General features: G+C 68.3%; 16 protein-coding genes. 2 read left to right on the forward strand and 14 right to left on the reverse strand.

The genetic code is table 11. From position 1 onward, the window contains the following. Positions 1 to 61 precede the first annotated feature (61 nt). From rfbD to ASE43_RS06190, 13 genes are all read right to left on the reverse strand, one after another. A complete protein-coding gene (gene rfbD / locus ASE43_RS06130; protein WP_057159754.1) occupies positions 62 to 973 on the reverse strand; it encodes a dTDP-4-dehydrorhamnose reductase in 912 nt (303 codons plus the stop codon). Beyond that, positions 970 to 1527, reverse strand: coding sequence for a dTDP-4-dehydrorhamnose 3,5-epimerase (rfbC, locus tag ASE43_RS06135; protein ID WP_057159755.1), 558 nt, complete (start codon positions 1525 to 1527; stop codon positions 970 to 972). The genes rfbD and rfbC overlap by 4 nt, the downstream gene beginning before the upstream one ends. Next, positions 1524 to 2411 (reverse strand): glucose-1-phosphate thymidylyltransferase RfbA, encoded by an 888-nt coding sequence (rfbA, locus tag ASE43_RS06140; protein WP_157499674.1) that lies wholly within the window; start codon positions 2409 to 2411, stop codon positions 1524 to 1526. The genes rfbC and rfbA overlap by 4 nt, the downstream gene beginning before the upstream one ends. 121 nt (positions 2412 to 2532) lie before the next feature. Beyond that, entirely contained in the window at positions 2533 to 3591 is a 1059-nt protein-coding gene (rfbB, locus tag ASE43_RS06145) for a dTDP-glucose 4,6-dehydratase (protein WP_057159757.1), read from the reverse strand. A 502-nt stretch (positions 3592 to 4093) separates the two neighbouring features. Further along, positions 4094 to 5293 (reverse strand): CoA transferase, encoded by a 1200-nt coding sequence (locus ASE43_RS06150; RefSeq protein ID WP_235568651.1) that lies wholly within the window; start codon positions 5291 to 5293, stop codon positions 4094 to 4096. A gap of 102 nt (positions 5294 to 5395) precedes the next feature. Further along, positions 5396 to 7240: a beta-L-arabinofuranosidase domain-containing protein gene (locus tag ASE43_RS06155; protein WP_057159758.1), complete on the reverse strand. Its 1845-nt coding sequence runs from the start codon at positions 7238 to 7240 to the stop codon at positions 5396 to 5398. Between the two features lie 4 nt (positions 7241 to 7244). Further along, a complete protein-coding gene (locus ASE43_RS06160; protein WP_057159759.1) occupies positions 7245 to 9431 on the reverse strand; it encodes an SUMF1/EgtB/PvdO family nonheme iron enzyme in 2187 nt (728 codons plus the stop codon). 51 nt (positions 9432 to 9482) lie between these two features. Continuing rightward, complete coding sequence (locus tag ASE43_RS06165) at positions 9483 to 10415, reverse strand: ribokinase (RefSeq protein WP_057159760.1); 933 nt, start codon at positions 10413 to 10415, stop codon at positions 9483 to 9485. Beyond that, positions 10412 to 11551, reverse strand: a complete 1140-nt coding sequence (locus ASE43_RS06170; RefSeq protein ID WP_057159761.1) for a serine hydrolase domain-containing protein — start codon at positions 11549 to 11551, stop codon at positions 10412 to 10414. The genes ASE43_RS06165 and ASE43_RS06170 overlap by 4 nt, the downstream gene beginning before the upstream one ends. 223 nt (positions 11552 to 11774) lie before the next feature. Then, the gene (locus tag ASE43_RS06175) at positions 11775 to 14051 is read right to left on the reverse strand and encodes a TonB-dependent receptor (protein WP_057159762.1); all 2277 of its coding nucleotides are present in this window, start codon (positions 14049 to 14051) and stop codon (positions 11775 to 11777) included. A gap of 269 nt (positions 14052 to 14320) precedes the next feature. Next, positions 14321 to 15205 (reverse strand): LysR family transcriptional regulator, encoded by an 885-nt coding sequence (locus ASE43_RS06180; RefSeq protein ID WP_056181402.1) that lies wholly within the window; start codon positions 15203 to 15205, stop codon positions 14321 to 14323. Between the two features lie 381 nt (positions 15206 to 15586). Continuing rightward, on the reverse strand, positions 15587 to 17977 hold the full coding sequence (locus ASE43_RS06185; protein ID WP_235568652.1) for a sodium:solute symporter: 2391 nt from the start codon (positions 17975 to 17977) through the stop codon (positions 15587 to 15589). 62 nt (positions 17978 to 18039) lie between these two features. After that, positions 18040 to 18888, reverse strand: a complete 849-nt coding sequence (locus ASE43_RS06190) for a CoA ester lyase (protein ID WP_057159763.1) — start codon at positions 18886 to 18888, stop codon at positions 18040 to 18042. A 175-nt stretch (positions 18889 to 19063) separates the two neighbouring features. On the opposite strand from ASE43_RS06190, the gene ASE43_RS06195 reads away from it, so the two are divergent. Together ASE43_RS06195 and ASE43_RS06200 are read left to right on the forward strand one after the other, a co-directional pair. Then, complete coding sequence (locus ASE43_RS06195; RefSeq protein WP_057159764.1) at positions 19064 to 19399, forward strand: helix-turn-helix transcriptional regulator; 336 nt, start codon at positions 19064 to 19066, stop codon at positions 19397 to 19399. A gap of 3 nt (positions 19400 to 19402) precedes the next feature. Further along, a complete protein-coding gene (locus tag ASE43_RS06200; protein WP_057159765.1) occupies positions 19403 to 20362 on the forward strand; it encodes a hypothetical protein in 960 nt (319 codons plus the stop codon). 164 nt (positions 20363 to 20526) lie between these two features. Here ASE43_RS06200 and ASE43_RS06205 read toward each other — a convergent pair whose 3' ends face one another. Continuing rightward, positions 20527 to 22092 (reverse strand): serine hydrolase, encoded by a 1566-nt coding sequence (locus tag ASE43_RS06205; protein ID WP_082607126.1) that lies wholly within the window; start codon positions 22090 to 22092, stop codon positions 20527 to 20529. Between the last annotated feature and the right edge of the window lie 53 nt (positions 22093 to 22145).

Below are 22145 nucleotides of genomic sequence, written 5' to 3' on the forward strand. Positions count from 1 at the left end.
TCGCGCCTAGCCTAACCCATCCAACGGCTCAGGGCATACAGGCCCCTACCCGTCAGCGGGTTCAGGCTGGAGACTTTGCCGAATCTGTCGACAGCGTCCTATCCAGGGCGGTGCGCCAGTCCGGCAGAGCCAGCGCGTACTCGCCGCGCAGGCGGGCGGTGTCCAGCACCGAATAGGCTGGGCGGCGCGCGCGCGTGGGGTAATCGGCGGTCGCGATCGGGTGCACGACCGGCTTGCGCGCGATCAGCCCCTGCGCGAACGCACGCTCGAAAATGGCCTCGGCGAAGCCGTGCCAGGTGGTTTCGCCGCCGGCGACGAGGTGACGCACACCGGACTCGGCCAAGCCCTGCCGCAGGATGACCGCGCTGACGTCGGCGATCAGCCAGGCCGGCGTCGGCGAGCCGATCTGATCGGCGACCACCCGCAGTTCGTCGCGCTCGGCGCCGACGCGCAGCATGGTGCGCAGGAAGTTGGCGCCATGGGTGGCGTAGACCCAGGCCGTGCGCAGGATCAGATGAGACGCGCCGCTGGCCGCGATGGCCTGCTCGCCGGCGAGCTTGCTCGCGCCGTACACGCCCAGCGGCGCGGTGGCGTCGTCCTCGCGATACGGGCGTGTGCCGCTGCCGTCGAATACGTAGTCGGTCGAGTAATGCAGCAAGGTCGCGCCACGCGCGGCGCAAGCCTGCGCGATCCGGCCGGGCGCCTGCGCATTGGCCCGGAACGCGACCTCGGGTTCGTCCTCGGCGCGATCGACCGCGGTATGGGCGGTGGCGTTGACGACCACGTCGGGCCCCACCCGCTCGATCAAGGCCGCGATCGCGTCGAGCTCGGCCAGATCCAGCGCCTCGCAGCGGCCGCCGTCGGGCAGCTCGCCGCTGCGCGTGGTCGCCACGACCTCGCCCAGGGGCGCCAGACTGCGCCGCAGCTCCTGACCGACCTGGCCGTTGGCGCCCAGCAGCAGGATCTTGCTCATGCGCCGTAGATCGGCAGGCGGTCTTCGGCGACCTCGGCCAGCAGCGGCGCGCGCGCGTCCTTGTCCGACAGCGAGGGCTCGCTCACCGGCCAGTCGATCGCCAGCGCCGGATCGTCCCAGCGGATGCCGGCATCGGCCTTGGCGTCGTAGGTCGCGGTGCACAGGTAGGTGAACACCGCGCGCTCGCTGAGCACGCAGAAGCCGTGGGCGAAACCTTCCGGTATCCAGAAATGGCGCCGGTTCTCGGCGCTCAGCAGCACCGCCGTCCAGCGGCCAAAGTGCGGCGAGCCGCGACGGATGTCGACGGCGACGTCCCAGACCTCGCCCTCGATCACCGACACGTACTTGCCCTGCGGATTGGGCCATTGGTAGTGCAGGCCGCGCAGCACGCCGCGCGCCGACGAGGACACGTTGCCCTGGACGAAATTCGGCGACAGGCCGTGCGCGGCCAGCTTGTCGCGATTGAAGGACTCGAAGAAAAAGCCGCGCGCGTCGCCGAACACTTGCGGTTCGATCACCACGCAACCGGGCAGATCGGTTTCGATGACCTTCACGGTACGAAACCCCGCTTGGCCAGACCGAGCAGGTACTGCCCGTAGCCGTTCTTGGCCAAGGGCGCGGCCAGTTCGACCAAGCGGTCGGCGTCGATCCAGCCGTTGTTCCAGGCGATCTCCTCGGGGCAGCAGATGCGCAGGCCCTGGCGCGCCTCGATGGTCTCGATGAAATTGGAGGCTTCCAGCAGCGACTGATGGGTGCCGGTGTCGAGCCAGGCGTAGCCGCGACCGAGCTGCTCCAGATGCAAGGAACCTTCCTCAAGGTAACGCCGGTTGAGATCGGTGATCTCCAACTCGCCGCGCGGCGAGGGCTTGAGCTCGGCGGCGAAATCGCTGGCGCGGCCGTCGTAGAAATACAGACCGGTCACGGCGTAGTTCGAACGCGGCTCGACCGGCTTTTCCTCCAACCCGATCACCCGGCCCTCGCCATCGAACTCGGCCACGCCGTAGCGCTCCGGATCGTTGACCCAATAGCCGAACACCGTGGCGCCGTGCTCACGCTGATCGGCGCGCTTGAGCATCGCGGTCAGGCCGGGGCCGTGGAAGATGTTGTCGCCCAGCACCAGGCAGCTGGGACCGCCGGCGAGGAACTCGCGCCCGATCAGGAACGCCTGCGCCAGCCCGTCGGGGCTGGGCTGCGCGGCGTATTCGATGTTCATGCCCCAGCGCGAGCCGTCGCCCAGCAGATGGCGGAACAGAGCCTGCTCGTGCGGGGTGTTGATGATCAACACGTCGCGGATGCCCGCCAGCATCAGCACGCTCAGCGGGTAATAGATCATCGGCTTGTCGTACACCGGCAACAGCTGCTTGCTGATCGCCTGGGTGATCGGATACAGCCGGGTGCCGGAGCCGCCGGCCAGGATGATGCCCTTGCGATTCATCAATTGAACTCCGAATAGTCTTGCCGCCATCCCTGGCGCAACCCCATCACTTGCGGATGGTCCTGCCCGGCCAACCATGGCCGGGCGCTCGACGGCGCAGCAGATGCCTTGTCGGCATCTGTTATCACGCGCCGTCTCCCCCGATGCGTTCGAGTCGGTAGCTGCCGTCCAATACGCGCTGCACCCAGGGCTGGTTGTCCAGGTACCAGTCGACGGTGAGCGCCATGCCCTGCTCGAAGGTCACGGTCGGGGCCCAACCCAGCTCGTCCTGCAGCTTGGAGGCGTCGATCGCGTAACGGCGGTCGTGGCCCGGGCGGTCCTTGACGTAGGCGATCAGCGACTCGCGCTTGCGGCCGTCGGCGAGCGGGCGGCGCTGGTCGAGCAACTCGCAGATGGTCTTGACCACGACGATGTTCTGGCGCTCGGCGTCGCCGCCGACGTTATAGGTCTCGCCCAGACGTCCGCCCTCGAGCACGCGGCGGATCGCGGCGCAGTGGTCGCCGACGTATAGCCAGTCGCGCACATTCAGGCCGTCGCCGTACACCGGCAGCGGCTCGCCGGCCAGAGCCTTGGCGATGATCAGCGGGATCAGCTTCTCGGGGAACTGATAGGGGCCGTAGTTGTTCGAGCAATTGGTGGTCAGTACCGGCAGACCGTAGGTGTGGTGAAAGGCCCGCACCAGATGATCCGACGCGGCCTTGGACGCCGAGTACGGCGAGTTCGGCGCGTACGCGGTGGTCTCGGTGAATTTGCCGGTATCGCCGAGGCTGCCGTAAACCTCATCGGTGGACACATGCAGGAACCGGAACCCGTCGCGGCCCGGCGCGTCCAGCGACTTCCAGTAATCGCGGCTCTGCTCCAGCAGGCTCAGGGTGCCGACCACGTTGGTGTGCACGAACGCGGCCGGGCCGTCGATCGAACGGTCGACGTGGCTCTCGGCGGCGAAATTGATCACCGCGTCGGGGCGGTGTTCGGCGAGCAGGCGCGCGACCAAGGCCGCGTCGCCGATGTCGCCCTGTACGAACTGGTGACGTCCGTCGCCGTCGAGCGGGCTCAGGGTGTCGAGGTTGCCGGCATAGGTCAGTGCATCCAGGTTCACGACTTTGACGCCGCGCTGCACCGCTTCGAGTACGAAATTACCGCCAATGAAACCGGCGCCGCCGGTGACCAACCAAGTAGACACTCAGACACTCCCTGCTTAAGAAATTAGTCGCTGCACGCCGACCTGCGCCGGCAAGACGGAAGATCGGACCGAGCCGGCCGCACCGGACGCCAAAACCGCCCGAACGATACGGCAGGCCAGCTGAAAGGACCCATCACGCCAGCGCCCGGCCGTCGTCCGATGACGGCCGAGTCGTGCAAGCGAATGATTCTAATACTTTCTTTTTGCAGAAGGCGGCGTGGAACAGGCACGACGGGGCGGCCCGCGCCGGTCCGTTCAGTCGCATCCGGACGCGCAAAGCCTTACGCGCCAATGACCTGCGTGCGGGAAATCGGTGCGGCCTGGGGCCAGCCTGAACGCACGCGCGCCCAAGCCCGGCCGCGGTGGCGCCGGGCTTGAAGACGGGCGCGGCAAACTAGACGCCTAAAAAGTGACTAACTGGTGCCGATCGGTCCGCTCGGCGTCCGGCCGGCGGTTTGCGACGGAGCTCTCATTCCGGCCGCTCATTCCAGCCGTCGGCGCCCTACTCCGCGCCCTCGCCGGCCTCGACCGCCGCCCGCACCGCCTGCGTGTCCTGATCCAGCATCGGCGCGGCGAACGGCGCCGGGCCCGGGGTGCGGCCGAACTTGATCGACTGCGCGACCGCGCGGTAGCGACCCACGCGCGGGTGTTCGATGGTGCCGACGATGCCCTCGGCCAGCACTTGCGGATGTTCGAACATGTCCTCGATGCGGCGCGCGGCCGCGCACGGCACCTCGTCGCCGAACAAGGCCTCCCACTCCATCGCGCCGCGTTGCGCCAGCGCATCGTGCAGGCGCGGGACGATTTCAGCGGCGTGCTCGGCGCGCTTGCGCACGCTGTCGTAGCGCGCCTGCGCGGCCAGGTCTTGCAACCCGGTCTTCTCGCACAGCGCCTTCCAGAAGCGCGGCGTGTTCGCGGAAATATAGATATGACCGTCGCGGGTGGGATGGATGCCGGTGACGCCGCCGGAACGCATGTCGCGGCCGATGTCCAGCGATTCGCCCTCGGCCCAGATCATGCGCGCCGACTGCATGGTCAGGGCGCTACGCAACAGCGATACCCCGACGAACTGGCCCAGGCCGCTGCGCTCGCGCTCGTACAGCGCCGAGGACACGCCCGCGGCCAGCAGGGCCGCGGTGTAATAGTCGACGACCGAACCGTAGATGATCTCCGGCGGCCCGCCGCGCCGGCCCTGCAAGGCGCACATGCCGGTCATGGTCTGCAGCACCTGGTCGTAACCGGCCTTGTCTTTCATCGGCCCGGTCTCGCCGTAGCCGGTGACGGCGCAATAGATCAGGCGCGGATTGATCAGGCTCAGGCGCTCGAAATCGATGCCCAGCCGCTGCGGCACGCTGGGCCGGAAGTTGTGCACCAGCACGTCGGCATCGCGCACCAGGCGCAACAGCACGGCGTGATCGGCGGCCTGCTTGAGATCCAGCACGATGCCGCGCTTGCTGCGATTCACGCCCAGGAAGGCGCGGCTTTCGCTGGGCAGGGTCGACGGATACTGGCGCAGATTGTCGCCGTCGGGCGGCTCGATCTTGATCACGTCCGCGCCCTGGTCGGCCAACAGCGCGCAGCCGTAGGGGCCGGCGATATAGGCGCTCAGGTCGAGCACGCGCACGCCCGCGAGCGGCCCCGCCGGCGCGCTGCGTCCGGTGCTGGGGTCAGGTCGGAATGCGTCCATACGCTGCGCGTCCATGAAACTCCTGGCGTGATGCTGGCTGCACTGTGCCGCGTGCCCGCAAAAAGAAACAGGCAGGCCGCATATGTTCTGGCGCCACAAAATCTTGCTTGGCGGCGCTCATGACTTGGGCTCCGGCGCCAGACTCATCCAGGTCAGGCGCCAAGCGCCGTCGACGCGGCCGCCAGCGCGGTAATAGGGCGCCAACACCAGCGGCGAGCGGTAGCCCAAGCGCAATTCCACCAGCGGCCCGCCTTGCTCGTCCTGCGTCGCCAGCAGCCAAGTCGCCTCCGGCTGCGCGGGCAGACGCAGGGTCTCCTCGGTCTTGAAACCGTCGATCAGGCCCGAGGCGTAGACCAGCGGGCCGCGGGTGACGCCCAGGTATTCGTGGCGCAGCACTTCCTGGCGGACCGGGCTGCCGTCGGGCGCGCGCGATTCCTGCACGTTGCGATTGAGCGCGCGATGGCTGCGCGGCGCCATCGGGAATCGCGCCGTCACCGTATCGCCGTCGCGCCAGACGCGGTCGAGCACGGCATAGCCGCCGTGCTCGACCACGGCGCTGGCCGTATCGCCGTCGACGCGCACGGTCGCGTCTTCGGCCCAGGACGGCATGCGCAACCTCAAGGCGAACCGCGCTTCGCGCTCCAGGCCGATGCGCAGGCGCACCTCGCCGTCGAACGGATAGCCGGTCGCCTGTTCCAGACGCACCCGACCGGCTGCGCCCAATTCGATCTCGGCCCACCCCGGGCCGTACAGATTCACCGCGATCCCATCGTCGCCGCTGCGCGCGTAGGCGATCGCGGGCAGTTCCTCCAACGCCATCGCCCCGCTGGACTTGCAGCAGCGCCAATAGGTGGTGTGCACGCGGCGCCCGTTCGGGAACACGTAGTAGCACCAGTCTTCGCCGTTGGGCGCCTGCGCGCCCAGCAGATCGTTATAGGCCGAGCGCTCGACCTCCTCGGCATAGCGCGCGTCGCCGCTGATCGCGAGCAGCTCGCGGTTCAACTGGATCCAGGCCAGGGTCGAACAGGTCTCGACATAGCCGTGCGGACTGAACACGCCGGGCGGGTTGAACACTTCGCGCGAACGATGGGCGACGCCGCCCCAGGGGCCGCCGCCCAGGCTCAGATGATGATCGCGGATGCTGCGCCACAGGCGCTCGACCGCATCGCGATAGACGGCGATGCCGGTGGCGCGGTGCAGCTTGGCCAGGCCGACCAGGTTCCAGGCCAGCTGATAGGCCTTGCCGGTCGCGATCTCGGCCGCGTCGACGCCGGCCAGAGCGCGGCTGAGCAGGGCCAGTTCGGGATGGAGGTCGGCCTGCTCCAGCACCGTCGTCGCCAGATCCAGATAGCGGCGCTCGCCGGTGGCGAAGTACAGCTCCGTCGCCGGGTCCATCAGCACCGTCGCCGACATGCCGTGATGGTTGCCCAGCTCGGTGATGTCGATGCCGCCTTCGCCCAGCGTGCGCGCGCACAGATCGCCGATGCGGCGCGCGGCCTCGAGATATCGCGGCTCGGGGAAGTGTCGGTGGATTTCGAGAAAGCCGAGGATCAGATAAGCGTGGGTCCAGATATCCCAGGTCCGCACGCTGGGGGCGCCGTCCCAGCTCAGCGGCTTGGGCGGCTGCTTGCGCATGAAGCGGCGTTCCGGCGCGTAGGTGCCCAGGTAGCCGTCGGCTTCCTGGCTGTCGGCCAGGAAATCGGCCACGCGCCGCAGTCGCGCCAGCAACTGCGCATCGCCCGAGCGTGCGGTGGCCTTGGCCGCGGCCACCATCCACTTGCCGGCGTGCTCGCCGTACCAGTCGCCCTCGCGGTTCTGCGCGCGCCGCTCGGGGGCGAAGATCTCGATCGCCGGGCTGCGCTCGTCGACGATGAAATGCGACAGGCGCCCGGCGAGATTGGCGTCCAGGGCCTCGCCCAGCAGACCTTCCAGACGAACCGCGGCGGCGGGAATGCGCTCCATGGTCTCAGGCCGCATCCACGACGCAACGGAAGCCGACGCAGCCGGAACGGTCCTTGCTGGGCGCCATCAACAGATACTTGCCGTGCTGGTCCAGCCGGTGCGCCTGCGGAAAATACCAATGCGAGGTCTGCGGCTGGTACGAGCTTCCGCCGCGCAGGATCGCGGCGCGGGTGTGCTCGTCCTGGTACTCGTCGGTCCACTGCCAGACGTTGCCGACCAGGTCCAGCACGCCGAACGGGCTGGCGCCGCCCGGATGCGCATCGACATCGTCGGGCGCGCGCAGGCGGCGGCCGCGATTGGTCGCGGGCACCGCGTCCTCGCGCCAATCGTTGCCCCAAGGATAGCGGCGGCCGTCGCCGCCCTGCGCGGCGTACTGCCACTCCCATTCGCGCGGCAAGCGCTTGCCGGCCCATTGCGCATAGGCGCGCGCGTCTTCGAGCGCGACCCAGATCACCGGCTTGCGCTCCCAGCCCGGCGGCGGCGCACCGTCGATCCAGTGCCGCAGGTAGTTGTGGGTGTCGCGCGGACGATAGCCGCTGGCCTGGACGAAGCGCAGATAGTCCTCGTTGGTCACCGGCGTGCGGTCGATATGGAACGGGCGCATGCGCATGCGCTGGCGGTGGTTGCGACGCGCGCTGGGCTCCCAGGGGTACTGCACGTCCACGCCTTCCCAGGTCTGGCCTTCGATCTCGACGCCACCGACCACGAAATCGAAATCGCCGCCGGGGATGGCGATCATGCCCGCGGGCGCGGTCGGCGCTGGAGCGGTAGCCTCGATAGCGACCAGTCGCTGCGCGAGCGCGCGCCATTGATTGGAATAGTCGCGCAAGGGCGTGGCCGCGCGTTCGGCCATGTCGCTCAAGAAGGTCTGGAAACCCTCGCCCTCGGCGCCGGGCGCCAGTGCGGCAACTGCGCCGAAACCGCGGCCTTCGATCGCGAACTCGAACACCGCCCGCCCGTCCTGCAGGCGCGGGCTCAGGGCGACGCCGTTCCAGACATCGAAGTAGCGCTGGCCCTCGAAGTGCGGCACCGCGAACTGCTCGCCCGCGACTTCGTACTCGTTACGGTTGACCAAGGTCCACAAGGTTGCGCCCGCGTGCGGGAAGCGGCTGGCGAACACGCCGGCCTGCAGCGTGCGCTCGTAAGGCCGCCAGTCCGGGCTGACCATGCAGGCCGCGAAGCGGCGCTCGATCGCGGCGATACGGCGCAGGCTTTCGGCATCGCGCGGGGTGAGCTGGTTCCACAGGCCCCAGATGTTCTCCCAGGCGTTGTAGCCGACGCCGTTGAAGAAGATGTACTGCAGATCGTGGTTGCGGTCGCGGCCCCAGCGGTTCTCGTAGTTGATCATGTGACGCGGTTCGAGCCACTTGAACTTGGCCACCGGCGGCACGAGCTCGTTGGGTGCCTTCTTGCCCCAGCTCTGCACGTTCCAGATCAAGGCCTCCTCGGCGCTGATGGTGGACTCGGGTTGCAGCACCACCGGATGGCCCAGCGCATCGCAGGCGTCGAAGAACGCGCGCGGCACGCCGTTGTAGGTGTCGCCGTTAATGCCGTCGGCGCCCACCGCCTTGACCAGTTCGGCCATGGACTCCCAGTCGTTGCGGCCGTCGTCGCGGGTGCCGTTGTCCCAGGGCATGGTCGGCAGCAGCACGCGCACGCCGTGGCGATGGAAGTCGGCGATCGCCTCGCGCAGGCCGTCCAGGCCGCCGGGCAGGTCGCCGGCCAGATCGAACTGGTTGCGGTCGTCGATGCCGATATTGGGATAGACATGCCAGATCAGCACGCTGTCGATGCCGCCGTAGCGCTGCTTGAGATCGTCCAGATAGCGCCCGACGGTGTAGCGGCCTTCGACCGGGTCGTAGAAGTAGCGATCCTCGGCCATCATCTGCGCGTGCACGAAGTTGCGCTGCGCCCATTGCAACTCGGGCCGGCGGTAGTTGGCGTCGTCGTAACCGATCCGGGTCAGATGCTCGCGGCGCCAATCGACCAGCTCGGCGATCCAGTCGTCGACCGAGCCGTCCACATCCATCTTCCAGTGCCCGATCTCGGCGAACGGCCAACCCGGCGCCTTGCCCGGCAGGGGCAGATAGCGCTGGGTAGTGACGTGCGAGAACTTGTATTCGCTGCGCACCGGACGGCGTTCGTCGGCATCGGCGGGTTCGGGAGCGCTGGGGTCGGTGCTGGAGTTCATCGGATCGGGTCGTATCGGAAGGTGCGGAATGGGGACTGAGGCCAGGCTTGGCTAGGGTGACGCGGCCCGCGTCGTCGGCGCGTCGCCGATTCGCACGTGGGCGAGCAAGGCATCGACCTCGTCGCGGCTGGGCACGCTGGATTGGGCGCCCGCGCGGGTGCAGGCCAGGGCCGAGGCGGCGCTGGCGCGACGCAGGGCCGCGGCGCTGTCCTCGCCCGCGGCCAACGCCGCCGCCAGTGTGCCGCAGAATGTGTCGCCGGCGGCGGTGGTGTCCACCGCGGTCACCGGATAGGCGGGTTGATCCAGCAAGGCATCGCCGATCCGCGCGCAGCAGCCGCGCGCGCCCAGGGTCACGATCACCCAGGGCGTGCGCAAACGCGCCAGGGCCGCGGCGCGGTCGTCGTGCACGCCGGTGATCGCGGCCAGCTCGCCTTCGTTGACGATCAGCACATCGACGGCGGCCAGCAGTCGATCCGGCAACGCTTGTGCTGGAGCAGCGTTCAGGATCACGGCCACCCCTGCCGCGCGCGCCGCCAGCGCCCAAGCTTCGACCGTCGCCAGTGGCGTCTCCAGTTGCAGCAGCAGATGACTGACGCCACCCAGGTCCGGCAGATGTTCGGGCCGCAGCGCGGCGTTCGCGCCGGGGGCCACGGTGATCGCGTTCTCGCCGTCGTCGGACACGCAGATGAAGGCGGTGCCGGTCGCGGTGTCGGCCACGCGCAGCGCCAGCACGTCCACACCGGCCGCCTGCAGCGAGCGTTCGATCGGCGCCGCGTAGCCGTCGTCGCCGAACGCCGCCAGCAAGCGCGTCGGCGCACCCGCGCGCGCGCAGGCGACGGCCTGGTTGGCGCCCTTGCCGCCCGGATAGGTCGCAAAGCCCTGGCCAAGCACGGTCTCGCCGGGCGCCGGCACATGCGCTGCGCGCACCACGAAATCCAGGTTGGCCGAGCCCGCGACCAGCACACTGCCGCCACGCGTGTTCATGGCACCAGGCCCTGATAGACCAGACCGTAGAACCGGCGTGCCACCCGCGGCAGGTCGGCGCGATCCTCGCGCGGCAAATGCTGCAACAGCAGGATCGCCACTAACCGCTCCTGCGGATCGATGGTGTAACTGGTGGAGGCCGCGCCCGACCAGCCGAACTGCCCCACCGAGCCGGGCTGGCCGCGCAGCGCCGGGTCCAGCACCACGTAGCCGCCCAAGCCGAAACCTTCGGCATCGCTGAACTGCGTGACCGGCGGATTCAACATAGTCAGCTGGTTGCGCATCATCAGCTCGACCGTCTTGCGACCCAGCAGGGTCTGGCCGTCCAGCGTGCCGCCGGCCAGCAGCATCTGGCAGAAACGCAGATAGTCGCCGGCGGTGGAGTACAGGCCGCCCGCGCCGCTGGGATAGGCATTGAGCGGCGCGCCGGGTTCGCGCGCGCTGGGGCCGTCGTCCAGGCGCAGATGGCCGTCGTCGCCCATGCGGGTGATGTCGACCACACGCGCGCGCTGCGCGGCGGGCACGCTGAAGCCGGTGTCGCGCATGCGCAGCGGCGCGAATACGCGCTGCCGTAGGAAGTCGTCGAAACTCAGGCCGCTGCCGACCTCGACCAGGCGCGCCAGGGTCTCCAAGGCCGCGCCGTCGTAACCGAAGCGCGTACCCGGATCGGCGGCCAGCGGCACCCGGCTCAAGCGCTCGACGAAGCCACGCAGATCGCGCGCGGCGTGCGGATCGGCGCGTTGCAGCAGGGCCAGGGCGATGTCGTCGCCCGGACGGCCGGCGGCGAAACCGGCGGTGTGGGTGAGCAGATGCCGGATCGTGATCGGCCGCGCGGCCGGACGCAGCCGCGGCGCGTCGATGCTGCCGCCGGCCACGACCCGCGGCGCCTCGAAACCCGGCAGATAACGCGAGATCGGGTCGTCGAGGGCGAACTTGCCCTCCTCCATCAGCATCAGCACCGCCACCGAAGTAACGGTCTTGCTCATGGAATAGATGCGGAAGATATCGTCGCGTTGCAGCGGTCTGCTGCGCGCGAGATCGCGGTAGCCGTAGGCGCGCCAGTCGACGATGCGGCCGTTGCGCGCGATCAGGCTGATCCCGCCCAGGTAGCCGTCGGCGCCGGTGGTCTGGTCCATGAAGGCGTGCAGGCGTTGCAGGCGGGGCGCCGAATAGCCTTGCGCTTCGGGGGACGACTCCGGCAGAGGCGAAGGCTCGGCCGCTTGTACCGGCGCCAGCGTCGTAGCGCAGACCAGCAGGCCGCACAGGCCTGCGCACCGAACCAGCGCGGAGAAAAGAGAGCCGCCGCGGGCCACGGACCCGTCGGCGGCAGTTCGGGAGTGTCGCGCCACTTCTTATGAATCAGAACTTGATGGTGTGGGTGAGCGAAACCATGCGGCCACGGCCGGCCCAGTAGTTCTGGAAGCCGCCCGGCGGCTGCGACCAGCTCAGGATGTACTGTTTGTCCAGCAGATTCTCGATGCCCAGCGAGAACCGGCCCCAGCGTTCGGTCTCGTAGTTCATGCCCAGGTCGAACAGGGTGTAGCCGTGAGTCTCTTCGGTGAAGGTGAAGCGCTGGCCGTCGAAGGGACGCACCTCGCTGCCCGAGAGCTTGCGCGAGAACAGCGTAGTCGCGCCCAGGGTGATGTCGCCGCGCGGCACGAAGTTCCAGGTCACCGACCAGGCGAACTTGTCGGGGTTGATGTCGAGCACGCCCATGGGACGGTTCAGGCCGCCGGCCGGATAGCGGCCGGCCGCGTCGGCGGACCAGAACGAGGTCTCGCCGCGGGTATGCGAATAGACCGCGCTGACTTTCCACTTCTCCGAGAACCGGTAATCGCCGGACAGCTCGTAGCCCTTGATCCGCACCGGCGCGCGCAGCAGCACGAAGTCGTTGGTGACCGGATCGATCGACAGCGACTGGCCGAAGTCGGACTTGGAATCGTAGTGCGACGCGCTCAGCGAACCGCGGCTGCCGCGCCAGTTGAAGCCGAACTCGGTGTTGTCCACCACGATCGCGTTCAGATCCAGCAGGTCGGCGACGCTGATCTGCGGATCGTTCGGGCAACCGTCGGGCTGGGTGCCGTCGGGGCTGTCGTTGGAGCACTGGATGTTGCGCAGCGGGATGCCGACGTTGGCCAGGGTGAAGCCCTCGCCGTAGGAGCCGAACACCGAGAAGCCTTCGTTGATGCGCCAGACCACGCCGGCGTTGACCAGGTTTTCCTGGTAGTCCAGGGTGCCGCCGCGCACGAAGCGACGGTCGCGGAACCAGGTCGTGGTGTAGTCGTCTACGTGCAGCTCGCCGTCCTCGCGGCGGATGCCGCCGCTGAAGGTGAGCGGGCCCACGTCCCAGGACAGCTGCAGCCACGGCGCACGGCTCTTGTATTCCATCGGCGGTACCCAGACCCGGTTGGTCAGGGCCAGGCGCTGCTCGGCGGTGTCCTCGACCAGGTCCAGGCCCACGCGCAGTTCCAGGCCTTCGACCGAGAACAGCGAGGGCCGGGTCCAGGAGGTGCGCAGGCCCTTCTTGTTGGTCACGATCTCGGACTGGTCGTAGATGCTGCCGATCGGGGCGATCAACGGGTCCTGACGGTCGGAGGAGTTCTCGACCAGGTAACGCATGGCCTGATCGGCCTTGTAGCCGTTGAGCACCAGCGTGCCGCCGAAGAAGTCGAAATGGGTGTAGCTGAGCTGGTATTGCTTGAAGTCGTTGAAGGCGGCCTTGGAGCCGAAGATCTGACCGCGCTCGGAGGTGTTGGTGCGGGTCTGCCCGCAGATCGCGAACTCCTCCGGCCGGCAGCCCAGCACCTGGACGTAGTTGGCCTTGCCTTCGATCTTGAAATGGCTGACCGAGCCTTCGATGCGCTGGGTGCCGTCCTCGCCGAAGTTGTAGCCGGCCTTGAGGAACAGGTTGCGCGCCTCCGAATCGGCGACCGAACCGCTGGTGTTCATGCCGACGCGGCGGCCATCGGCGTCGTAGCTGATGCCGCGGTCGATGATCGAGGCGCTGGCCAGCATGTCGAAATCGCCGTCCTTGCGGGCGAAGTTCAGGCCGAGCTTCCAGCCGTCGCTGTCGTCGCCGAACTGGGTCGAGTAGCGCGAGATCAGGGTGACCTCGTTGCCTTCCTTGGTCGGCGCCGCCGACAGGTAGTTGATGATGCCGCCCGCCGCACCGATGCCTTCCGAGGCCGAGGGGCCGTTGATGACCTCGATGCGGCCGACGATGCCCATGTCGGTGAAGGTCGCGTTGCGCGTGCCCTCACGCAGCGGCGAGCCCTGCGGCACGCCGTCGAACAGGCGCAGCGCGACGCGGCCGCGCAGGTTCTCGCCGGTGTTGCTCATCGCCTGCGAGGACTCGGCGTAGCCGGGCACCGAGCGCGCCAGCACCGCGGTCGCGTCCTCGGTCAGGACCAGGCTGCGCTGCACTTCTTCCTTCGACACCAGGGTGATCGCGCCCGGAATCTTGTCGACCGCCTTCGGGCTGCGCGTGCCGGTGACGACCACGTTGTCCAGATCGACCGCCGAGGAGTCCTTGGTTTCGCTTTCGGCAACCGCTTCGGCGTCCTGCGCGCGGGCATTTCCGGAGATGACGGAGAGCAGCAGGATGCTGCTGATCGCGGCGCTGAGTGGCTTGACCATGTCGTGTCTCGTGCTGGATTCGGATGGCGACGGTTCGCGCCGTCGCGGCGTGGTCGTTGATCGATGATGCGTGGAACCGCGCGGATCGCGCTTCGCTCTGGCGACGCCCCCGACGTCCCCGCAGCCCTGTTGGTGCAAACGAGCGTATGCGCTCGGACGCAGGCATAGAACCGGCGCGGGCTATGTTCAGAGACTAGGTTTTGTTGCTTGAGTCCGCAGGAAAAATGTCGCGTTGCAGCATTTTTCCGCGACGAAGCGCGACCCGACGCTCAGCCCTTCTGCGCCGCCTGCATCGCCTTGCGGCTTTCCTGCAGGAACACCGTGACCAGGCGCACGCGCACGCTGGAACGCGACCAAACGATGCCGATCCGACGCGTGGCCGAGGCGTCGGGCAACGGGATGCGCGCGAGTTTCAGCCCTTCCGGCCACGGCTTGGCCCAATCCGGGACCAGCGACACGCCCAGGCCGCGGTCAACCATGACCGCGATCGCGTTGAGCGCGTTGAGCTCGAAACGCTCGCGCGGGACGATGTTGGCCGCGCGCAGGTACTCGTCGGCCTGGCGCCCGCCCCACTGGTGGCGGTCGTAGCGGATCAGCGGCTGGGTCGCCAGCAGCTCGTGCGGGTCGCGCTCGGCCATGCTCTGCGGCGCCAGCACGATCAGCGGCTCCTCGCGCAGCAGCTGCCATTCGCAGGTCTTGGGCAGGGGGAACGGCGCCTGCAGCACCACCGCCGCGTCCAGGTCGCCCTTTTCCACCGCGTGGTAGAGGTCGGCCGAATAGCCCGGCTTGATGAACACGTTGATCTGCGGAAAGGTCTCGACCATGCGCGCGAGCACGTCGGGCAGCATGCCGGCCAAGGCGGTCGGGCATGCGCCCAGGCGCAGCTCGCCCGAGACCCCGCTCTCGTTGGCCACGCTGCGCAGGTCGGCGACGCTGCGCAGCAACTCGCGCGTGCGCGACAGGATCCGCGAACCCTCCTCGGTCACGCTGACGGTACGGCCGACGCGCGCGATCAGCGGCGCGCCGATCTCGCGTTCCAGGGTGCGGATCTGCTGGGCGACCGCGGCCGGGGTGATCCCGAGCACGCGCGCCGCCGCGGCCATCGAGCCCTGGTCGACCACGGTTACGAAGGTGTGCAGGAACTGAGTTTCCACGTGACCCTATCCCTTGAAGGCTGGAGGTTACTCCAGCGCCGATGCCGGCACCATGCTCGCCGCGCCGCGCACCGCCGTGCGGAACGACCGCCAAAGCCAAGCTGCGCCAGCGTCTGAATATAGCGTTCGCGCCTTGGCGACCCATGCGGGCAGGCCAACAATCGACGCCGCACCCACCCCAAGGCGGACACAGCGCGCCCGGCGGCGGCGCGCACGATCCGGACACGATGGGCAGGCAGGACGGTTCGCGCGACGCGCGAATACGCTGCGGCGTCGCGATACCTGGCCGCGGGCCGCGACCGAGATGCCATCCTCCGCCACTGGATCATCTCGAACCCCTAACCGACACCCACGAACGCGCGCCGCCCGCGCGCGCCCGGCTCAGACATCGCTGGCGCGGTCGCGATAGATCGTCAGGCCCTTCAGCGACCGCGTCGGCGCCGGGAAGAACAGGCTGGCGACGTAGCCGATCACGATGCACAACAGAATCGAGATCGCCAGGTAGAAATACGGGTGCACCATGTCGAACGACCAGATCACCAGGGTCAGCACGATGCTGGCGCCGATGCCGATCGCCACACCCGGCGAATTGGCGCGGCGGGTGAACATGCCCAGGGTGTAGGCGCCGGCGAAGCCGCCGCCGAGCAGGCCGGCCAGCTCGATCGAGACGTCGAACAGCGAATGGATGTCGAAGCGCGACAGCACCAGCGCGGTGGCGATGCCGACCAGGCCCACCACCACGGTCATGATCTCGGCGAAGAACACGCTCTGCTTGGGCGTGCGGTTCTTGGCCAGCTTCTCGTAGAAGTCGACCGAGATCAGGGTCGCGACCGAGTTCATGATGCCCGACAGGGTCGCCATGGCCGCGGCGAAGATGCCGGCGATGATCAGCCCGGTCACCCCCACCGGCAGTTCGGCGGCGATGAACATCGGGAAGGTCGCGTCGATCGGCAGCAGCGGGTTCATCCGCTCCGGGTTGGCCTTGTAGTAGACGAACAGGGCCGTACCGATGGTGTAGAAGATGATGCCGCCGGGGATCATGATCGCGGCGAAGGCCCAGATCGAACGCCCGGCCTCGCGATCGGACTTGGTCGACAGGGTGCGCTGCATCAACACCTGGTCCTTGGGGAAGGTCAGCACCACCTCGAACAGCACCAGGAAAATGAAGCCCCAGACCGTGGCCTTGGTCAGGTCGAAGCTGAAGTCGAAGGTGTGCATCTTGTTCTCGGCCATCGCTGCCGACCAGAACTCGCCGAAGCCGCCGCGCAGGCTCCAGATCATGAAGCCGATGGCGAAGATCGCGCCGCCCATCTTCACGATCACCTGCACGAAATCGGTCCAGATCACCGCCTTCATGCCGCCCATGGCGGTGTAGACGATGGTGAAGCCGCCCATCAGGATCACGCTCCAGAACACGCTGATGCCGGTGATGGTGGCGATGGCCAGCGCGGGCAGGAACAGGATCACGCTCATGCGGCTGCCGATCTGCACGAACACGCACAAGGCGCTGGCGAGCATGCGGATCGAGGGATGGAAGCGGGTCTCCAGGTAGGAGAACACCGACATCAGGTCCAGGCGCCGCAGCAACGGCACGATCCACACCGCCACGAACATCAGGCCGAACACCGCGATGACGTTGTTGGCCATGTATTGCCAATTGGTCTCGAAGGCCTTGGCCGGGATCGCAATGAAGCTGATCGAGCTGGTGTTTGCCGCGTACAGGCTGATGCCGGCGGCCCAGAACGGAATGGTGCGGCCGCCGACGAAGAAGTTGGAAGTCGAGCTGCGCTTCTCGCGCAGGTAGAAGTACAGGCCGATGCCGATCATGCCGGCCAGATAGACCACGATCACCACCCAGTCCAGCCAGTGCAGGCGCAGCTTGCTGGACTGCACCTGGGCGCTGGCGAAGGCGATCTCGCGCCCGTCCGCGCCGGCCTGCGCCCAAATCAAACCGTCGGGCCAGGCCGCCGTGGCGATGCTGTGGGCGGCCTGCGCGCCGGGCAGGGTCGCCCAGCTGGCGGTGATGGTCTGATAGGTGGCGATCTTTGCGGCGGCGCCGGCCTCGGCGCCCTCCTCCACCAGATACAGAATGTGGGCCTGGCCGATGGCGCGGCCGGAGCCGGGCACGACGCGCCCCGGCGCGCGGCTGGCTTCGGTCCAACCCGGCTCCGCCGACCAACGCAGCACGCGGTCGCCGCCGCTGGCGGCCGGCACCACCGCGAACAGGGCCTTGGTCTGCGCGACCAGCGAACTGGCCGCACCGCCGCCCGGCCAGGGCGTCAGCGGCGCCCAATGCGGACGTTCGTCCTCGAAGTTCAGCTGCAACAGATGCGCCGTACCGTCGCCGGCGGTGCCCGCGACATAGAAGGCCTCCGCAGACAGGGCCCCGCGCGCATCGCGCAAGGCCAGCGGCAGCGGCGCCAGCGGCCGCAGGACAATCGCGCCGTCGCGCAGGCTCAGCTGCACCACCTGCGTGGCCATGCGCTGCGCGCCCTGCCCCAGCAGCAGATAGGCGCGCTCGCCGTCCTGCACCAGCGACACCACCTCGGACACTTTTGTCTGCGCAGGCCAAGGCAACGGCGCCCAGGCGCTGGCGCCCTCCTCCAGCGACCACGCACCGTCGCGCGTGAGCGCGATCGCGCGGCCCTGCACGCGCGCCAGGCCGATCAGCGGCGACTCGGTGTTCAGGCTGGGCAACGTCTGCGCGCGCATCGGCGTCAGCGCTTCGGCGTGCAGCGGGCCGACCACGGCCAGCAGCAACAACAGCAACACCGTGCGCCACGATCTCCGCAACGCCGACGCGCCGCTAATCCATCCACGCATCGTCCGCACGCTCATGCACGCCCCTTCGCAGCCAGCAGCGCCTGGGCGCGTTTCAAGAATGGCAGATCGATCATGCGCCCATCGACCACGAACACGCCGCGCTGCGGCGCCTGCGCCGCGGCATCGACGATGCGCTGCGCCGCCGCCAACTCGGCCTCGGTGGCCGCAAAGGCCGCATTGGCCAAGGCGATTTGGCGCGGATGCACGCAGGTCTTGCCGAGGAAGCCCAGACGCCGCGCCATCTCCGCTTCGGCGCGATAGCCTTCGTCGTCCTGCAGGTCCGCATAGGCCCCGTCCAAGGCGAACACGCCAGCCTGGGCCGCGGCCATGCGCAGCGCGAACATCGCCGCGTGCACATTGGCGCGATCGCGCCGGTCCACACCCTCGGGTTCGAACAGATCGCCCAGGCCCAGTTGCAGCCCGGCCACACGCGGATGCGCGGCGGCGATCTGCGCCGCCGCGGCGAGCGCACGCGGCGTCTCGATATTGATCAGCAGCCCGATCGCACGTTCGACGCCGTTGCCGGCCTCGGCCGCCTCGATGCGCGCGACTGCCGCATGCAGCGCCTCGGCCGATTCGATCTTGGGCAGGTTGAGCAAGCTCACGCCCGGCCGCGCCACCGCGGCCAGATCGGCCGCGAACCAGGGCGAGTCCGGCGCGTTGACGCGCACGATGCCGAGCTTGGCGCTGGCGGCCAGCGCCTCAGAAGCCACGAACTCGGCCACCGCCGCACGCGCCTCGTCCTTGCGTTCGGGCGCGACCGCGTCTTCCAGGTCGAACGACAGCGCATCGGCCTCTCCGGCCAGCGCCTTGGCGAACAGCTCCGGCCGCGTTCCGGGCACGAACAATTTGCTACGCATGGAACGGCCGAGCCTGAGTCGTCTGGGTCATGGCCGGAGTGTGCGCCAAGGCAAAGATAGCGAGCGCACAGGCCGGGCATGTTCAAACGATAGGTTTTGTTTCGAATTCGGGCGTTCCGCGCCTCCGCGACTTAGCCGGTTGACATACTGTGTAACACACAGTACTGTGCGCCGCATGGTCGACACAGATGCCTTCGGAAAACTGGAACTCGAGCTGCGGCGCGGCGTGGTGGTGCTGGCTACGCTGTCGCAGCTGCGGGCCCCGCGCTACGGCTATGAACTGCGCCAGGCCCTGGCCGACAAAGGCATGGCGATCGAGGAAGGCACGCTCTACCCGCTGCTGCGACGCCTGGAGACCCAGGGACTGCTGCACAGCGAATGGCGCACCGAGGACGGGCCGCCGCGCCGCTACTACTCGCTCAATGCAGACGGCCGCAAGCTGCTGCGCAAGCTCACCGATTCATGGCAGGGGATGAACGACGCCATGCATCGACTGCTAAGGGAGGAATGAGGAATGAATGCGAACGAAGTGATCGAGTCCTATGTGTCCGACGTGGCCCTGCAGTTGCCGCGCAAGCAACGCAACGACGTGGCCTACGAGCTGCGCGCCCTGATCGGCGAAGGGCTGCAGGACCGCGCCGAAGCCGCGGGGCGCGAGCCCGACTCCGCGATGGCGATCGCGTTCTTGCGCGAGTTCGGACGCCCCGACGAGGTCGCGGCGCGCTACCGCCCCAATCTGAGCATCATCGATCCCGCCGACGCGCATGCCTTCCTGCGCGCTTCGGTGATCGGCCTGCTCATCATCTGGGGCCTGGGGCTGTGGTCCAGCCTGAGCCAACCCATCGACCCCGGCGTCAGCCTGCTCAGCGCCTTCGGCCATCGCTGGGGTTACTGGTGGGGCAGCGTGTTCGTGCCCTCGCTATGGTGGCCCGGCATGCTGGTGACCGGCTACGCCCTCGCCGCCTGGATCCGTCGACGCTGGCCGCAAACCGCGCAGTGGGAACCGCGCTCGGGCGACCGCATCCAGGGCGGCCGCGCCGCCATGGTGCTGGCGCTGGTCGGCATGGCTTGCGGGCTGTACATACTCACCCAACCGACCGTGGTGCTGGATCTGGCCTTCGGCGGCCGCGCCGCGCCGGTGGCCTACCAGGCCCTCACCTACACCGATACCTTCCTGCAGCGCCAAGCGCCCTGGATGTTCGCATTGCTGCTGCTCAACCTGCCCTTCTACGCCACCGTCATGATCCGCGGCCGCTGGTCGCCGGCGCTGCGCCGCATCGAAACGGTGTTCGTCCTGCTGACCTGCGCGGCGATGCTGTGGGTGATCGTGGACGGCCCGGTGATGATGACGCAGACCAGCGATCGCACGGCCAAGGCCTTGATGGCGCTGATCGTCGCGTTCTCGCTGCTCACCACCGCCTTGCTGGCGCTGCGCAAGGTCAAGCCGGCGCCGGATCGGGTGGAGCGGGCATAAAGGTGCTGCGCAAGCGCTGCCTGAATGTTACTCGCGCCGGATAGTCCCACTACACCGAGCGCTGTCCCCACGGCCGATCGCGCCCTAGCGCGCTCGGCCATATTTTTCTTGGCGTTTCGTGCATCGGACCGCGGCGATGGCTGCGCAGAGAAACGAGCGGCCATTCAATCGCAACCGCCCGTGCGCACGAATGCCAGGTCCTCGTAGTCGTAGCTGAAGTCCGCTTCGGGATCGACCTTGGCCAGGGTCATCGCCCCACCCTGGGGCGCCGCGCCCGTGGCGAAGTCCAGCCAAGCCTCGGCGTCGACGCTATCGTCGTCCCAGTCCACCAGCCAACGCTGTCCCACGCGCTGCACCGTGCCGCTGAGCATCGGCGATTTCCGGGATACGAAGCGAACCCGCCCGTCCTGGGCGCATAGCGAAACGCTGCCGAACCAAGGGTCTTGATAGCGACCCAGCCAGCCTTGCATCGCGTCGATGCCGGCCGGCGCGCGCGCGGAAGTGTCGGGCGCCCGTTGCGCGGCCGGCGTGTTCGCGCGCTCGCGCTCCAATGCCCGCGCGTAGTAAGCAACGTCGCGGCCTTGCGAGGGTGCGGCGTAATGCTTGATCAGCACCTGATTCAGCACCGTACGCGCCTCCTCGGCCTCGCCGTTGATCAGGATCACGAAGCCGACGTCGCGCTCCGGCAGCATGGTCACCACCGAGTACATGCCCATCAGGGTGCCGGTGTGCGAGACCTTGAAGCTGCCGTCGACGTCGGACAGACGCCAGCCGTAGCCGTAGGCGCTGTAGCGGCTGCCATCCCAGTCGCGCTGACGCTGCGAGACCGGCATCGGCATTTGCGGCGCCCACAGCGCGCGCCGCTGCTCGGCCGACAGCCAGGGCGTGGCGGAGGCCTCGGGACGCAACCAGGTGCGGACCCAGCTCAGCATATCGTCGAGGCTGCAGCGCACGCCGCCAGCCGCGGCCATGGTGCTGTTGGCGATCACGGCCCCGTCCTCGCGCACCGGCAGGTTGCGCAGGCCCTCGCGCCGGTGCGGCTGGGCGATGTTGCCGACCTCGTCGCGGCGCCATTCGCCGATCCGACAGCGCTTCAATCCCAAGGGTGCGAACACTTCGCGACGCAACAACTCCTCGTAGGGTGCGCCGCCAGCCGCCGCCGCAACTTCGCCGGCGACGATGTACATAAGGTTGTCGTAGTCGTAGCGCGAGCGGAAGCTATGCATCGGCTTCAGGTAGCGCAGCCCATGGATCACGTCGGCGCGGCTGAAGCGGTCCGGCTCCGGCCACAGCATCAGGTCGCCAGCGCCCGCGCGCAGGCCGCTGTCGTGGATCAACAGGTCGCGCACCTGCATCTCGCGCGTGACCCAATCGTCGTACATGCGGAACTGCGGCAGGTACTTGGTGACCGGATCGTCCCAACGCAGTTTGCCGGCATCGACCAGACGCGCGAGCAGCGCGGTGGTCATGGACTTGCTGTTGGAGGCGATCTTGAACAGCGTTTCGGGCGTGACCGGCTCGCCGCCGCCGGCGACCAACTCGCCGACGCCGCGCCGGTATACGACCTCGCCGTGCTCGATCACCCCGATGGCCAGACCGGGCAGGCGGTAGCGCGCTACCACGTCGTCGACGAAGGCATCGATCTCGGGTCTGGGAGCGGGCGCCTCGTGCGCGAACACCGGTGCGGCCGCAACCAGCGCCAGGGTCAGGACGAGCCAGAGATGCTTCATGCGATCCGCCACTCCTGCACCGGACGCCACCGGCCGATCATCGCATCGAAGTC

The sequence above is a fragment of the Lysobacter sp. Root983 genome, from assembly GCF_001429345.1.
Taxonomy (GTDB): Bacteria; Pseudomonadota; Gammaproteobacteria; order Xanthomonadales; family Xanthomonadaceae; genus Lysobacter.